The sequence below is a fragment of the Mycolicibacterium pallens genome, assembly GCF_019456675.1.
GTDB classification, from domain to species: Bacteria; Actinomycetota; Actinomycetes; order Mycobacteriales; family Mycobacteriaceae; genus Mycobacterium; species Mycobacterium crocinum.
In genome coordinates this window covers 1,669,243-1,683,320 of the sequence record NZ_CP080333.1, presented here as the reverse complement: position 1 = coordinate 1,683,320, position 14,078 = coordinate 1,669,243, and the positions used below count along the sequence as shown (strand labels likewise).

Sequence of the window (14,078 nt, the reverse complement as noted above, 5' to 3'; positions counted from 1 at the left end):
TATGCAGACACTGGTGTGGTTGACCATCGCGCTGCCCTTGGCCGGGGCCGTCATCCTGCTGCTGGGCGGCAAAGCCACCAACGCGTGGGGGCATCTGCTGGCCTGCGCGGCGGTGCTCGGCGCCTTCGCCTGCGGCGCAGTGCTGTTCACCCACCTCCTCGCCCTACCCGGCGAGGACCGCATCGTGCACCAGGTCCTGTTCTCCTGGGTGCCCGTCGGGGTGCTGCGGGTGGACTTCGGTCTGCAACTCGACGCGCTGTCGATGTGTTTCGTGCTGCTGATCACCGGCGTCGGCGCGCTGATCCACATCTACTCGATCGGCTACATGAAGACCGATCCCGGCCGGCGCCGGTTTTTCGCCTACCTCAACCTGTTCGTCGCCGCGATGCTGCTGCTCGTGCTCGCCGACAACTACCTCGGTTTGTACCTGGGGTGGGAGGGCGTCGGTTTGGCGTCGTATCTGCTGATCGGCTTCTGGGCGCACAAACCGTCGGCGGCGACCGCGGCGAAAAAGGCGTTCGTGGTCAACCGGGTCGGCGACATGGGGCTGGCGATCGCATTGATGGTGCTGTTCGCCAGCCTCGGCTCAGTCACCTTCAGCACCGTGTTCGGTGCGGTGCCGCAGATGACCTCCGGTGTCCTGACCGCCGTCGGCTTGCTGCTGCTCCTCGGCGCCTGCGGCAAGAGCGCCCAAGTCCCATTGCAGTCCTGGCTCGGCGACGCCATGGAAGGCCCCACCCCCGTCTCCGCCTTGATCCACGCCGCCACCATGGTCACCGCCGGTGTTTACCTGATCGTGCGCTCCGGGCCGATCTTCACCGCGGCGCCCGCGGCCCAGACCGCGGTCGTCACCGTCGGTGCGGTCACCCTGTTGTTCGGGGCGATCATCGGCTGCGCCAAAGATGACATCAAAAAGGCCCTGGCCGCCTCCACGATGTCGCAGATCGGCTACATGGTCCTCGCCGCCGGGCTCGGGCCCGCCGGCTACGCGGTGGCGATCATGCACCTACTCACCCACGGCTTTTTCAAAGCCGGACTGTTCCTCGGCGCCGGCTCGGTCATGCACGCCATGAACGACGAAACCGACATGCGCCGCTACGGCGGCCTCCGCACCCTGCTACCCATCACGTTTGTCACCTTCGGGCTCGGCTACCTGGCCATCATCGGTGTGCCACCGTTCGCCGGCTACTTCTCCAAAGATGCGATCATCGAAACCGCCTTCAACACCGGCGGACTCCAAGGATTTCTCCTCGGCGGCGCCGCCCTCCTCGGTGCCGGGATCACCGCCTTCTACATGACCCGCGTCATGCTGCTCACCTTCTTCGGCCAACGCCGCTGGAAGCCCGACACCCACCCGCACGAATCGCCTGCCTCGATGACCGCACCGATGATCATCCTGGCGATCGGCTCCGTCGGCGCCGGCGCCCTGCTGGCCATCGGCAACACCCTGCAACACTGGCTCGAACCCGTCGTCGGCCACCACGAAACCGAACATCTCATCCCCGCCTGGATCATCACCCTCACCGCACTCGGCGTCGTCGCCATCGGCATCGCAGTGGCATACCGGCAGTACGCGAACCACAAGGTCCCCGAGACCGCACCGCTGGACGTCTCGGCCCTCACCGTCGCGGCGCGCAACGACCTGTACGGCGACGCGTTCAACGAGGCCGCGTTCATGCGCACCGGCCAGGGATTGACCAAAGGCCTTGTCGCCGTGGATGAGAAGGGTGTCGACGGCGTGACCCAGGGGCTGGCGTACCTGGTCGGCCGGATCTCGGACCGGCTGCGTCAGGTGCAAACCGGGTTCGCCCGATCCTATGCGCTTTCCATGCTGGCCGGTGCGGCACTCGTGGTCGCCGCAGTCTTGTTCACGGCGTGGAGGTGAGCGGCATGATCCCCTGGCTGACGATCCTGTGGGCCATCCCCGTCATCGGTGCAGTGCTGATCATCGTGCTGCCCGCGTCGCTGCGCCACTTCGCCAAGTACGCCGGTCTGGTCGTGTCGCTGGCGGTGCTGGCGCTGTCGCTGCTGCTCGCGGTGCGGTTCGATCCGGCCGGCGAGCAGTTCCAGTTCGTCGAAAACCATCCGTGGATACCGTCTTTCGGAACCGGATACATCCTCGGCGTCGACGGCATCGCCCTGGCCCTGGTGGTGCTCACCGCCGTGCTGATGCCGATCCTGTTGATCGCCGGCTGGAACGACGCCGATGACCGGCCCGGCCTGTCCGGCCGGGGGCCGCACAGCTACATCGCGCTGATGCTGGCCGTCGAGGGCATGGTGATGATGTCGCTGGTCGCCCTGGACATCCTGCTGTTCTACGTGTTCTTCGAAGCCATGCTGATCCCGATGTACTTCCTGATCGGCGGGTTCGGCGCCGAGAACCGGTCGAAAGCAGCGGTGAAGTTCCTGCTGTACAACCTGTTTGGTGGACTGATCATGCTGGCCGCCGTCATCGGCCTTTATGTGGTGACGGCGGGGAGCAAGGCGTTCGAGGCGGGCACCTTCGACTTCCGCGCGATCGTCGACGCCGTGGCAACCGGGAAGTTCACCATGAACCCCGGGATCGCCAACGCCCTGTTCCTCGGGTTCATGTTCGCCTTCGCCGTGAAGGCACCGTTGTGGCCGTTCCATCGGTGGCTGCCTGACGCCGCCGTGCAGGCCACGCCCGCGTCGGCGGTGTTGATGATGGCGGTGATGGACAAGGTCGGCACGTTCGGGATGCTGCGCTACTGCCTGCCGCTGTTCCCAGACGCCGCAACGCTGTTCCGGCCCGTCGTCATTGCGTTGGCGGTGATCGGCATCGTCTACGGCGCGATCCTGGCGATCGGCCAAACCGACGTCATGCGGCTGATCGCCTACACCTCGATCAGCCACTTCGGCTTCATCATCCTCGGCATCTTCGTGATGACTAGCCAGGGCCAGGCCGGCTCCACCCTGTACATGGTCAACCACGGAATCTCCACCGCAGCACTGTTCTTGATCGCCGGCTTCCTGGTCAGCCGCCGCGGCAGCCGCCTCATCGCCGACTACGGCGGAGTCCAGAAAGTCGCCCCAGTGCTGGCAGGCACCTTCCTGGTAGCAGGATTGGCGACGTTGTCACTGCCCGGGCTGGCGCCGTTCATCAGTGAATTCCTGGTCCTCATCGGCACATTCACCCGCTACCCCGCCTTCGCCGTCATCGCCTCGGTAGCGCTGGTGCTCTCAGCGGTCTACATACTCTGGCTCTACCAGCGGATGATGACCGGTCCCGTCGCCGACGGCACCGACAGGGTGCGCGATCTGCGGCCCCGAGAGCTGCTGGTGGTGGCGCCGCTGATCGCGCTGCTGATCGGACTCGGGGTGTACCCCAAGATCGCGTTGGATGTCATCAACCCGGCCGTGAGCGCAACTCTCACGTCGATCCATCAACCCGACCCGGCGCCGACGGTCGCGGAGGGGGCACGCCCATGAACGCGCCCAGCATCGAATACACCCAGGTCTCACCGATGTTGATCGTGTTGGGTGTCGCCGTGGCCGGCGTGCTGGTCGAGGCGTTCGCGCCCCGCAAGAGCCGCTACCCTACCCAGGTCGCGCTGAGCCTGGCCGGCCTGGTCGCCGCGTTCGTCGCCGTGGTGCTGCTCGGTCGTGGTCTACACGGCGGGGTCGGCCAGTCCGTCGTGGTCGGTGCGGTGGCCGTCGACGCGCCGGCGTTGTTCCTTCAGGGCACCATCCTGTTGATCGGGGTGCTCGGCGTGCTGCTGATCGCCGAACGCCGGGCACCGGTCGAATCGCAAGACAGCCCAGCCACTTTGGACGCCTTCACCCCCGACGCGTCGGCCGTGCCGGGCAGCGTCGCGGAGAAGATCGCCGCCAAGGCCGCGCTGGTGCAAACCGAAGTGTTCCCGCTGACCATGTTCGCCATCGCCGGGATGATGCTGTTCCCGGCCGCCAACGACCTGCTGACGATGTTCGTCGCGTTGGAAGTGTTCTCGCTGCCGCTATATCTGATGTGCGGACTGGCCCGCCGCCGGCGGCTGCTGTCCCAGGAAGCCGCACTCAAATACTTTCTGCTGGGCGCGTTCTCGTCAGCCTTCTTCCTCTACGGCATCGCGCTGCTGTACGGCTACTCCGGCACCCTGAGCCTGCCCGGCATCGCCCGCGCCATCGACACCAGCACCGACACGTCCACCCTGGCTCTGGTCGGCGCGGCCCTGGTGGCCGTCGGCGTGCTGTTCAAAGTCGGTGCGGTGCCGTTCCACGCGTGGATCCCCGACGTCTATCAGGGCGCCCCCACCCCGATCACCGCGTTCATGGCCGCCGCAACCAAGGTCGCCGCGTTCGGCGCCATGCTGCGGATCTTCTACGTCGCGTTGCCCGGGCTCAATCACGAATGGCGCCCCGTCCTCTGGGCGGTGGCGATCCTGACCATGGTCGTCGGGACGGTCACCGCGGTGACCCAGACCGACGTCAAGCGGATGCTCGCGTATTCGGCTGTCGCGCATGCCGGTTTCATCCTCACCGGGGTGATCGCCGCCAACCCGCCGGGACTCTCGGCAACACTGTTCTATCTGTTCGCCTACGGGTTCTCGACGCTCGGAGCGTTCGCCGTCGTGAGCGTGGTCCGCGACGCCGCCGGGGCCGAGGAGACCGACATGTCCCGCTGGGCAGGCCTGGGCCGTCGCTATCCACTTGTCGGCGTGGTGTTCTCGCTGTTCCTGCTGGCCTTCGCGGGCATCCCGCTGACCAGTGGTTTCGTCAGCAAGTTCGCGGTATTCAAGGCCGCGGGCCAGGGCGGTGCCATCCCGCTGGTGGTGGTGGGCGTGATCGCCTCGGCGATCGCCGCCTACTTCTACGTGCGGGTGATCGTGTTGATGTTCTTCACCGACCCGCCCGAGGATGCCCCCGAGGTCGTCACACCCAGCTCGCTGAGCATCGCGACGATCACCCTGACCGCGGTGATCACGTTCGCGTTGGGAGCGCTGCCCCAGCCGCTTCTCGACCTCGTCGACCATGCGGCTAGATTCCTGAACTGATGATTCTCCTCAGCGATGACCACGGCGCGGTCCGGGTCTTGACCATGAACCGGCCCGAGGTGCGCAACGCGTTGAGCACCGAGCTGTTCGAGGCGCTCTACACCGCGCTCGGTGCGGCCGACGCCGACGAGTCGGTGCGCGCCGTGGTGCTCACCGGTACCGATCCGGCGTTCTGCGCCGGCGTCGACCTCAAGCAGGCGCAGAACCTCGGCATGGACTACTTCGGTCGGTTCGACAAGATGAACTGCATGAACGCGATCGTCGATCTGAGCAAGCCGGTCGTCGGGGCGGTCAACGGGCCGACGTTCACCGGCGGCCTGGAGATCGCACTGGCGTGTGACTTCCTGATCGCCTCGGAGCGCGCAGTTTTCGCCGACACCCACGCCCGCGTCTGCATCCTGCCGGGCGGCGGGATGACGGCGCGGCTGCCGCGGCTGGTGGGTTCGGGGATGGCGCGACGATTGTCGATGACCGGTGAGGTGGTCGACGCACAACGCGCCGAGAAGATCGGTTTGGTCACCGAAGTGGTTGACCACGAACGACTTCTGCCGCGGGCGCTGGAACTGGCCGCGCAGATCGCCGAGGTGCCCGCTGCGACCATGGCCGGTCTCAAGGAGATCTACCGGACCGGCACCGCGGCCGTCACCGGACCGGCGTTGAAGGCCGAGCGCGCCGTGGCCGGTACGGCCTCGGTGGACACCGCCCAGCTGGCCGCCCGCCAGCGCGAGGTCGCCGAACGCAACAAGCGGCAGATGTAGTCCCCCGCCCAAACCGCCATTTGGCAGCGAAAGTGCGAGTGGATCGCGACATAACGTCGATCTCGGCACAGCAAATGATTCAATATCGTCGTGACAGATCGTGTTCGCGCCGGTGCCGCTCTCATCGGTCTGGTGATACTCGTCAGCGCCTGCGGCAACACGGGAGCGCACAACGATCAGCCTTCCGAGTCCGCCGTCAGCCCCTCGACGGCGCAAGCGGGCCCGGCGCAGTCGGCGCGCCCCGCCGAACCATCCGGGACCGGCACGGACGATGCGTCGGGCTCGATGATTCCCCGGTATGACGACGCCACCTCGTCCGAGGCCAAGACGGGCCGCGATATTCAACAGGAGGCCAACCTCCTGAACCACCTCTCGGACAGCGTCAACAACACACTCAAACTGCCGCACGACATTCAGTTGGTCGGTAAGCAGTGCGATACGGCCAACGCGTGGTGGGATCCGAACGACAACTCGGTGACGCTCTGTTACGAGGAAGCGACAGAGGGTCTGGAGATCTACACCAAAGCCGGTGACGCCGATCCGAGGGCGTCCACTGTCAACGGTGAGATCGCCACCTTCTACCACGAGCTCGGTCATATGGTGATCAGCTTGTACGACCTGCCCATCACGGGCCGCGAAGAGGATGTCGCCGACCAGCTTTCGGCCTACATCCTGTTGACGCCGGGGCCGGACGGCAAGGTGGACCCGGGCAATGTGCAGGCCATCAAAGACTCGGCCCGCGAATTCCAGGGCTACGCCGAAGCCGCGGGTGAACTCGATGACGCCGACCTCGCCGGTGGTCACTCGCCGAACAAGGTCAGGGCATTCAACATGGAATGCTGGCTCTACGGGTCAAACCCGGCCGCCAATGGCGACCTGGTCGGCGACGGCCATCTTCCCCAGAGTCGGGCCGAGCTGTGCGAGGACGAATGGGACAAGCTGAGCCACGCGTGGAGTCAGTTACTGGGCCCGCATTTGAAGTAGCGGCGTCGACCCTTTATCCCAATGCGGACTTGGTATTGGTGAACGGGGCGAAATTGCCGTCGAGAGCTTCGAGGTGGCCGATGGTGCGCCCGGTCACGACGTTGGCGTCGACGAGCGCCAATTCCACTGCTGCACGCGCGAACTCGTCCTCCGGTGACACACTGGCGAACTCGTTGCGGTAGTACGACAGCCCCGGAGTCGGAATCGGCCGCGACGGCGCCAGCGCGTTGACCGCGATATTGTGCCGTTGCAGATCGTATGCCGCACACCAGGTCAGGTGCTCCAGCGCCGCTTTCGATCCACCGTAACCGGGCAGCACTCCCCCGGTGAAGTCCTTGTACGGTCCGTCCCCGGGCACCCGGGAGGCCACCGACGTCACATTGATGATCGACCCGAGACCGGCGGCGAACATGTCGGGGCACACCAGTTGCATGAGTTCATAGGACGCGAACACACCGATCTCGAAATGCCGGCGATAGGCACTCGGCGGGATCGTGACGAAGCCAGGCCACTCGGTGTTGACGGCCGCCGGCGCGCTCGCGCTCTTCGCCGGTTTGGGTGCGGCATCCGGCTTGGGCGGACGGCCTGGAGCAGTGAATGCGGCATTGTTGACCAGGATCGTGATCGGGCCCAGCGCGGCCCGGGCTTCCTCGACCAACCGGGGAAGGTCGCCGCGCTCGAGCAGATCGGCTTGGATGGCCACGGCCCGACCGCCGGTCTCCTCGATGGCACCGACGGTTTCGCCGATCGTGCCCGGCAGCCGGTCGTCCCACTGCTGTTCGGTCCGCGCCACCACTGCCACCGCGGCACCCTCGGCGGCCAGCGCCACAGCGGTCGCACGACCCAACCCCCGGCTGGCGCCGGTGACGATCGCGGTTCGGCCGGCAAGTCGTCCTGTCATCGCACTCCTGAAAGTCATAGCGCCACCCCGTGCACGAGGATCGCCGCAGTCTGATCGACCCAGCCGGCGTCGAGCACGTCGTCCGGGCGCAGCAGCAACCGCATCATCGTCGCACCACCGATCAGTTCGATCAGGCGTTCCGGGTCGACGTCGGCGTGCACTTCGCGGCAGTGCACCGCTTCGGTCAGACGATCCCGCACCGCGGCGAACAATTCGGTGAACCGGGACATCACCCGGGCATTCAGGGCTGCGTCGGCGCTCATATCGGCGATCAATCCCGGTAGCGCGGCCCGCACCACCGGGCTGGTGAACACGTCGCGAGTAGCTTCGAGCATCGCCCGGATGTCGGCGGCAATATCGCCGGCGGGCGTCGTCAACGCGGTGGGCGCCACGGGGAACGCCGCCTCGTGCACCAGCTCAGCCTTGCTGGACCACCGGCGGTACAGCGCGGTCTTCGTCGTTCCCGCCCGTTCGGCCACCGCCGCCAAAGTCAGATTCGGATAACCGATTTCAACAAGCAGCTCCGCGGTTGCGCGCAGTATGGCAGCGTCGATACGCGGATCGCGGGGCCGACCCGGGACCGCGGTCTTGTCAAGCGAAGACGCGTCTGCTTTCATAACGCTACCCACCGTATCGTAATAGGGTTGGAGGACAAAGGTGACCAACCAACCAGCCGTAGAAACCGACGTCGAGCGGTTACAACGTTCTGGTCGTGATGTCAGCACCGTTCCGGCTGTGCTGTCGGAATGGCTGTCGACCGTCATGCCCAGCGGCGTGAAGCCGGAGGTGACCGTCGAGAGCGGTATCGACTCCAACGGCATGTCGTCGGAGACCATCATCCTCACCGGGCGGTGGGACGAGGACGGCAAGAAGGTCGAGCAGAAGTGGGTGGCCCGTGTCGCCCCCACCGCCGAAGATGTCCCGGTCTTCATCACCTACCGGATGGACCATCATTTCGACGTCATCCGGCTGGTCGAGGAATTGACCGATGTGCCGGTGCCGAAGGTGCGCTGGATCGACAAGACCGGCGAGATTCTCGGCGCCCCCTTCTTTTTGATGAACCACGTCGAGGGCATCGTGCCACCCGACGTGATGCCGTACACCTTCGGCGGCAACTGGTTCGCCGACGCGCCCGCCGAACAGCAACGCGCACTGCAGGACTCGACCGTCGAGGTGCTGGCGAAGCTGCATTCGATTCCCAACGCGGCCGACACCTTCGGCTTCCTCGCCGAAGCCGTGCCCGACGGCGACACCCCGCTGCGTCGCCAGTTGAACTGGCTCAAGGGGTGGTACGAGTTCGCCGTTCCCGATATCGGCCGCTCACCGCTGGTCGAAACCGCCCTCGCATGGCTGGAGGAGAACTTCCCCACCGATGTCGCGGCCACCGAACCTGTTCTGGCATGGGGCGACTCGCGGATCGGCAATGTGCTGTACCAGGATTTCCGCCCGGTCGCGGTGCTGGACTGGGAGATGGCGACGCTGGGTCCGCGCGAGTTGGATGTCGCGTGGATCATCTTCGCGCACATGGTGTTCCAGGAGCTCGCCGGGCTGGCCGGAATGCCGGGTCTGCCGGACGTGATGCGGGAAGAAGACGTTCGCGCCACCTATGAGAAGTTGACCGGCGTCGAGCTGGGCGACCTGCGTTGGTTCTACGTGTACTCCGGGGTGATCTGGTGCTGTGTGTTCATGCGCACCGGTGCGCGGCGCGTGCACTTCGGCGAGATCGAGAAGCCAGAGGACGTCGAGTCGATGTTCTACCACGCCGGGCTGCTGCGCCGGCTGATTGAGGAGGCCTGACCCGACATGCTCGGACCGCTCGACGAATACCCCGTTCACCAGGCGCCGCTACCAATCGCCTGGCCGAACTCTTCGGACCGGAACTTCTACGACCGCAGCTATTTCAACTGCCACGATCGTACCGGCGACATCTTCCTGATCACCGGTATCGGCTACTACCCCAACCTCGGTGTCAAGGACGCCTACGTGTTGGTGCGCCGGGGTGACACGCAGACCGCGGTGCACGTGTCCGACGCGATCGACCAGGACCGGCTCAATCAGCATTGCAACGGCTACCGCCTCGAGGTCGTGGAGCCGCTGCAGAAGATCCGGATCGTGATGGACGAGACCGAGGGCATGGCCATCGATCTCACCTGGGAGGGCCTGTTCCCCGTCGTTCAGGAGCAGCCGCACATCATGCGCCAGGGCAACCGGGTGACCCTCGATGCCCAGCGGTTTGCCCAATTGGGTTCGTGGGCAGGCTATATCGCCATCGACGGCGAGGAGATCACCGTCGACCCGTCGGTATGGATCGGCAGCCGCGACCGGTCGTGGGGCATCCGCCCGATCGGTGAGGCCGAGCCCGCCGGCCGGCCGGCTGATCCCCCGTTCGAGGGCATGTGGTGGCTGTACGTCCCGATGGCCTTCGACGACTACGCGATCGTGGTGATCATCCAGGAGGCGCCCGACGGCTTCCGTTCGCTCAACGACTGCACCCGGATCTGGCGCGACGGCCGCGTCGAGCAGCTGGGCTGGCCGCGGGTCAAGATCCACTACCGGTCCGGCACCCGCATTCCCACCGGTGCGACCATCGAGGCGACCGATTCCTCCGGTGCGCCACTGCGTTTCGATGTGGAGTCCAAGCTTCCCGTACCGATTCACGTCGGCGGCGGCTACGGCGGCGACTCGGACTGGATCCACGGTGTGTGGAAGGGCGAGAAGTTCGCCGAGCGGCTCACCTACGACATGAACGACCCGGCGATCATCGGGCGCTCCGCATTCGGCGTGATCGACCACGTCGGGCGCGCGGTCTGCCACGACGGTGGCAAGTCTGCCGAGGGCTGGGGTCTGTTCGAGCATGGCGCTCTGGGCCGCCACGACCCGTCGGGCTTCACCGACTGGCTCACGGTAGCCCCCTGACCCTTCCCGCCCAAACCGACGTGTCGCAGGGAAAGCACGAGTAAAGCCCTGCACAACGTCGATCTCGATCGCTAGGTGAGAACAGTGAAAGTCTTGACGGCCCTGTTCGGGCCCACCGATGCGGTCGATCGCGCGCGAGCGCTGCGCGAGGCCGGCGCGAGTGGCGTCTTCACCTTCGAAGGCCCGCACGACGTATTCGCGCCGCTGACACTGGCGGCCGGTGTCGGCGGCCTGGATCTGCTGACGAACGTGGCAATCGCGTTCCCGCGCAATCCGATTCAGCTGGCACACCAGGCGTACGATCACCAGTTGCTCGCGCAGGGCCGGTTCACCCTCGGACTCGGCACCCAGGTCCGCGCACAGGTCGAGAAGCGTTACGGCGCCGCCTTCGACAAGCCGGTCGCACGCATGAGCGAGCTCGTGCGTGCGCTGCGGGCGATCTTCGCCACCTGGGAAACCGGCGAGCGGCTTGACTTCCGCGGCGAGTTCTACCGGCACACCCTGATGACGCCGACATTCAACCCGGGCCCGAATCCCTTTGGTCCACCGCCGATTTACGTCGGCGCGCTGGGACCCCGACTGACCCGGGCCACCGCCGAGGTCGCCGATGGATTGCTGGTGATGCCGTTCGGCTCGGCGAAATTCCTGCGCGAGTCCACGATGCCGGCGGTGCGCGACGGACTCGCCGCCGCCGGGCGGGCGGAGTCGTCGTTCGCGGTGGTGCCCGAAATCATCCTGTCCGCGGGCGAGGACCACGACGCGACGCGGCGGCTGCTGGCGTTCTACGGGTCCACCCCGGCGTACCGCCCGGTGCTCGACATCCACGGCTGGGGTGATCTGCAGCCCGAGCTCAATTCGATGTCCAAACAAGGCAAATGGCACGAAATGGCCGGTCTCATCAGCGACGAGGTGCTGCACACCATCGCGGCCTGCGGCACGCCGAAGCAGATCGCCGCGCACATCCGCGCGCGGGTGGACGGCGTCGGCGATACCGTCTGCCTCTACCAGCCGGGGCCCATCGCCACCCAAACCCTGGCCCAGATCGTCGACGAGCTGGCTCGCTAGCCGCCGAAGTCGACGTTCTGCAGCTCGCCACTCGCACTTTCGCGGCCAAATGTCGGTTTGGGCGAAAGGGACAGGCAACACTGGTGGAGTGGTGGGTTATGACGTCGTGGTCATCGGTGCCGGCTTCGCCGGTCTGACAGCCGCTCGTGAGCTGGTCAAACGCGGGCACGAGGTACTGGTGTTGGAGGGTCGCGACCGCGTCGGCGGCCGTTCGAGCACGACATCGCTGGCCGGCGTGCCGGTCGATCTCGGTGGCACCTTCGTCGGGCCCACCCAGGACGCGGTGATCGCGCTGGCCGAAGAACTCGGCTGCCCCACCTCCCCCACCCATCACGACGGTGCCAACCTCATCCGGTGGCGCGGCAAGGTGCGGTCCTACCGCGGCACGATCCCCAAGTTGTCGCTGCTCGGGCTCCTCGACATCGGCCGGATCCAGTGGCAGGTCGCGCGCCTGTCGAAGGGCGTCGACGTCGCGCAGCCCTGGACGTCAGCCAAGGCCAAGCAGCTGGACGGTACGTCCCTGGGCGGCTGGTTGCGCTCGGTGGGCGCCAGTGCGTCGTCGCGGGACCTGATGGCCATCATGTCGCGGGTGACCTGGGGCGCAGAGCCCGACGAAGTGTCGATGCTGCACGCGGTGCGCTACGTCAAGGCGGCCGGCGGCCTGGATCGCATGCTCGACGTCGTCGGCGGTGCCCAGCAAGACCACTTCCCGGGCGGTACCCAGCAGATCGCCCACGCGATGGCCGCCGAGCTCGGCGACCGCGTCCGACTGAACGCGGTCGTCAGCCGGATCGAATGGTCCGATGACGCGGTGGCGGTCACGTCGTCGAGCGGGGTCGTCGAGGCGCGACGGGTCATCCTGGCCATCCCGCCGGCACATCGGCTGAACATCGACATCGCACCACCGCCGCCGATCGGCTACCAACAGCTGGCCCAACGCTGGCCGCAGGGCGCTCTGAGCAAGGCGTACGCCGCGTATTCGCGGCCGTTCTGGCGCGACAAGGGCCTGTCCGGGCAGGCGCTGTCCGATCAGGGATCGGTCTTCATCACCTTCGACGTCAGCCCCGGCGCCGACGGTCCGGGAATCCTGCTCGGCTTCGTTGACTCGCGGGGGTTCGACGCGCTCAGCGCCGACGAGCGCCGACGGAAAGCGCTGGCCGGTTTCGCGGCGTTGTTCGGCCCGGACGCCGAGAGTCCCGTCGAGTATCTCGATCATTGTTGGGGCGCAGAGACTTTCGCTCCCGGTGGCCCGACCGCGGCGGTGCCACCGGGTGTGTGGACGGAGTTCGGCCACCTGCTGCGCGAACCGGTCGGCCCGTTGCATTGGGCCGGCACCGAGACCGCCGACCAGTGGACCGGCTTCCTGGACGGTGCGGTGCGCTCCGGACTGCGCGCGGCAACCGAGGTCGCCGCGACGCTTTAGGAGCTGATGCGCTGCGCAGTCACCGACGAAACCAGCGCCCGCAGATGCCCGTTGACGACGTCGGGGTGCTCCAGGATCGCGCAGTGTCCGCCCGGTATCTCGACCAGGTCGACCAGATTGGGCACGGCCTCGGCGATCTTGCGCGACTGGCACATCGGCAACAGCCGATCCTTGGTGCTGCCGATCACCAACGTGGGCACGGTCAGTCCGGTGAGATCGATGTGGCGCGGCCCTATCTCGTCGACGAGCACTCGCGCCCACGCGCCACGGCCGCCGGCCGGGGTCTCGGCGAACAGATCGTGGATGAGTTTGCCGACGGCCGGGTCCGCCCCGGCGCCGACGGCCATCATCGAGACGAACCAGCGGCTGCCGGGCTGGGCGCCCCAAATCAAGGGTGCGCCGCCGAAGGTCCTGATCAGGTGCCGTGCGGCCAGTGACCTGCCGGCCGCCAGTAGCGCGGGCACCCGCAGCAGATTGATTTCCTTCAGCAGGTCGCCGGTGGTGGTGTTGATCAAAGCGACAGCGTCGGCGCGCTGGAGAACCCGATGCCGGTAGCGGTCAGCCCACGAGCTGATCGCGATGCCGCCCATCGAGTGTCCGGCGATCACCGCTCGCTCACCGGGCCGCAGCGTGGCGGTCAGCACCGCGTCGAGGTCGCCGGCCAGGTGGCCGAGGCTGTATCCGGACCGGCGGGGAACCCCGCTGCGGCCGTGTCCGCGGTGGTCGTAGGCGATCACCCGAAAATCACGGGAGAGATCCTTGATCTGCTCGTGCCAGACCCGAAGGGCGCAGGTGATGCCGTGCGCCAGCACGATCGGATAGCCGTCCGGCGGTCCGAAGACCTCGGTGTGCAGGCGGGTGCCATCGGCGGCCCTGACCTCGACGGTCCGGCTGGGCGGCAACTCCGTGCCGTTCTTGACGGCCGTGCGGGACGCGGACATGGCCCCCTCCTTGCTCGGCGCGGCGCCACTGCCGCTCCGGGATCCCTAGAGTAACCACCCCAGGCGCGCCTGAACCGT

Annotated in this window: 12 protein-coding genes; 9 read left to right on the top strand and 3 right to left on the bottom strand. The window is 66.7% G+C overall.

The window, feature by feature from the left end; all coding sequences use genetic code 11:
- The first annotated feature begins 1 nt into the window (after position 1).
- From nuoL to K0O64_RS08195, 5 genes are all read left to right on the top strand, one after another.
- A complete protein-coding gene (nuoL, locus tag K0O64_RS08215) occupies positions 2 to 1,885 on the top strand; it encodes an NADH-quinone oxidoreductase subunit L (RefSeq protein ID WP_071946904.1) in 1,884 nt (627 codons plus the stop codon).
- Positions 1,886 to 1,890: 5 nt separating this feature from the next.
- Complete coding sequence (locus tag K0O64_RS08210; protein ID WP_071950006.1) at positions 1,891 to 3,450, top strand: NADH-quinone oxidoreductase subunit M; 1,560 nt, start codon at positions 1,891 to 1,893, stop codon at positions 3,448 to 3,450.
- Positions 3,447 to 5,012: an NADH-quinone oxidoreductase subunit NuoN gene (gene nuoN, locus K0O64_RS08205; protein ID WP_071946906.1), complete on the top strand. Its 1,566-nt coding sequence runs from the start codon at positions 3,447 to 3,449 to the stop codon at positions 5,010 to 5,012. Before K0O64_RS08210 ends, nuoN begins: the two co-directional genes overlap by 4 nt.
- On the top strand, positions 5,012 to 5,770 hold the full coding sequence (locus tag K0O64_RS08200; RefSeq protein WP_071946908.1) for an enoyl-CoA hydratase: 759 nt from the start codon (positions 5,012 to 5,014) through the stop codon (positions 5,768 to 5,770). Before nuoN ends, K0O64_RS08200 begins: the two co-directional genes overlap by 1 nt.
- Before the next feature lie 90 nt (positions 5,771 to 5,860).
- Positions 5,861 to 6,754 carry a DUF4344 domain-containing metallopeptidase gene (locus K0O64_RS08195; protein WP_071946910.1) on the top strand — a complete coding sequence of 298 codons (894 nt, stop codon included), beginning with the start codon at positions 5,861 to 5,863 and terminating at the stop codon, positions 6,752 to 6,754.
- 13 nt (positions 6,755 to 6,767) lie between these two features.
- Here the strand turns inward: K0O64_RS08195 and K0O64_RS08190 are convergent, their stop codons facing one another.
- Together K0O64_RS08190 and K0O64_RS08185 are read right to left on the bottom strand one after the other, a co-directional pair.
- A complete protein-coding gene (locus tag K0O64_RS08190) occupies positions 6,768 to 7,655 on the bottom strand; it encodes an SDR family NAD(P)-dependent oxidoreductase (RefSeq protein ID WP_071946912.1) in 888 nt (295 codons plus the stop codon).
- Positions 7,656 to 7,669: 14 nt separating this feature from the next.
- A complete protein-coding gene (locus K0O64_RS08185) occupies positions 7,670 to 8,272 on the bottom strand; it encodes a TetR/AcrR family transcriptional regulator C-terminal ligand-binding domain-containing protein (protein ID WP_071946914.1) in 603 nt (200 codons plus the stop codon).
- Positions 8,273 to 8,312: 40 nt separating this feature from the next.
- Between K0O64_RS08185 and K0O64_RS08180 the strand changes: the two genes are divergently transcribed.
- From K0O64_RS08180 to K0O64_RS08165, 4 genes are all read left to right on the top strand, one after another.
- A complete protein-coding gene (locus K0O64_RS08180) occupies positions 8,313 to 9,452 on the top strand; it encodes a phosphotransferase family protein (protein WP_220046277.1) in 1,140 nt (379 codons plus the stop codon).
- A gap of 6 nt (positions 9,453 to 9,458) precedes the next feature.
- Positions 9,459 to 10,571: an Rv3169 family protein gene (locus K0O64_RS08175; protein ID WP_071946918.1), complete on the top strand. Its 1,113-nt coding sequence runs from the start codon at positions 9,459 to 9,461 to the stop codon at positions 10,569 to 10,571.
- Between the two features lie 84 nt (positions 10,572 to 10,655).
- Positions 10,656 to 11,636 carry a TIGR03617 family F420-dependent LLM class oxidoreductase gene (locus K0O64_RS08170; RefSeq protein WP_071946920.1) on the top strand — a complete coding sequence of 327 codons (981 nt, stop codon included), beginning with the start codon at positions 10,656 to 10,658 and terminating at the stop codon, positions 11,634 to 11,636.
- Between the two features lie 49 nt (positions 11,637 to 11,685).
- On the top strand, positions 11,686 to 13,059 hold the full coding sequence (locus K0O64_RS08165; RefSeq protein ID WP_071946922.1) for a flavin monoamine oxidase family protein: 1,374 nt from the start codon (positions 11,686 to 11,688) through the stop codon (positions 13,057 to 13,059).
- Here the strand turns inward: K0O64_RS08165 and K0O64_RS08160 are convergent.
- Positions 13,056 to 14,000 carry an alpha/beta fold hydrolase gene (locus K0O64_RS08160; protein ID WP_071946924.1) on the bottom strand — a complete coding sequence of 315 codons (945 nt, stop codon included), beginning with the start codon at positions 13,998 to 14,000 and terminating at the stop codon, positions 13,056 to 13,058. The two genes, K0O64_RS08165 and K0O64_RS08160, sit on opposite strands and share 4 nt — an antisense overlap.
- Positions 14,001 to 14,078 lie beyond the last annotated feature (78 nt).

Excerpts from the sequence above, each read along its gene's own strand:
- nuoL (WP_071946904.1), top strand. The coding sequence starts at position 2 with ATGCAGACACTGGTGTGGTTGACCATCGCGCTGCCCTTGGCCGGGGCC.
- K0O64_RS08210 (WP_071950006.1), top strand. The coding sequence starts at position 1,891 with ATGATCCCCTGGCTGACGATCCTGTGGGCCATCCCCGTCATCGGTGCA.
- nuoN (WP_071946906.1), top strand. The coding sequence starts at position 3,447 with ATGAACGCGCCCAGCATCGAATACACCCAGGTCTCACCGATGTTGATC.
- K0O64_RS08200 (WP_071946908.1), top strand. The coding sequence starts at position 5,012 with ATGATTCTCCTCAGCGATGACCACGGCGCGGTCCGGGTCTTGACCATG.
- K0O64_RS08190 (WP_071946912.1), bottom strand. The coding sequence starts at position 7,655 with ATGACAGGACGACTTGCCGGCCGAACCGCGATCGTCACCGGCGCCAGC.
- K0O64_RS08185 (WP_071946914.1), bottom strand. The coding sequence starts at position 8,272 with ATGAAAGCAGACGCGTCTTCGCTTGACAAGACCGCGGTCCCGGGTCGG.
- K0O64_RS08175 (WP_071946918.1), top strand. The coding sequence starts at position 9,459 with ATGCTCGGACCGCTCGACGAATACCCCGTTCACCAGGCGCCGCTACCA.
- K0O64_RS08165 (WP_071946922.1), top strand. The coding sequence starts at position 11,686 with ATGTCGGTTTGGGCGAAAGGGACAGGCAACACTGGTGGAGTGGTGGGT.
- K0O64_RS08160 (WP_071946924.1), bottom strand. The coding sequence starts at position 14,000 with ATGTCCGCGTCCCGCACGGCCGTCAAGAACGGCACGGAGTTGCCGCCC.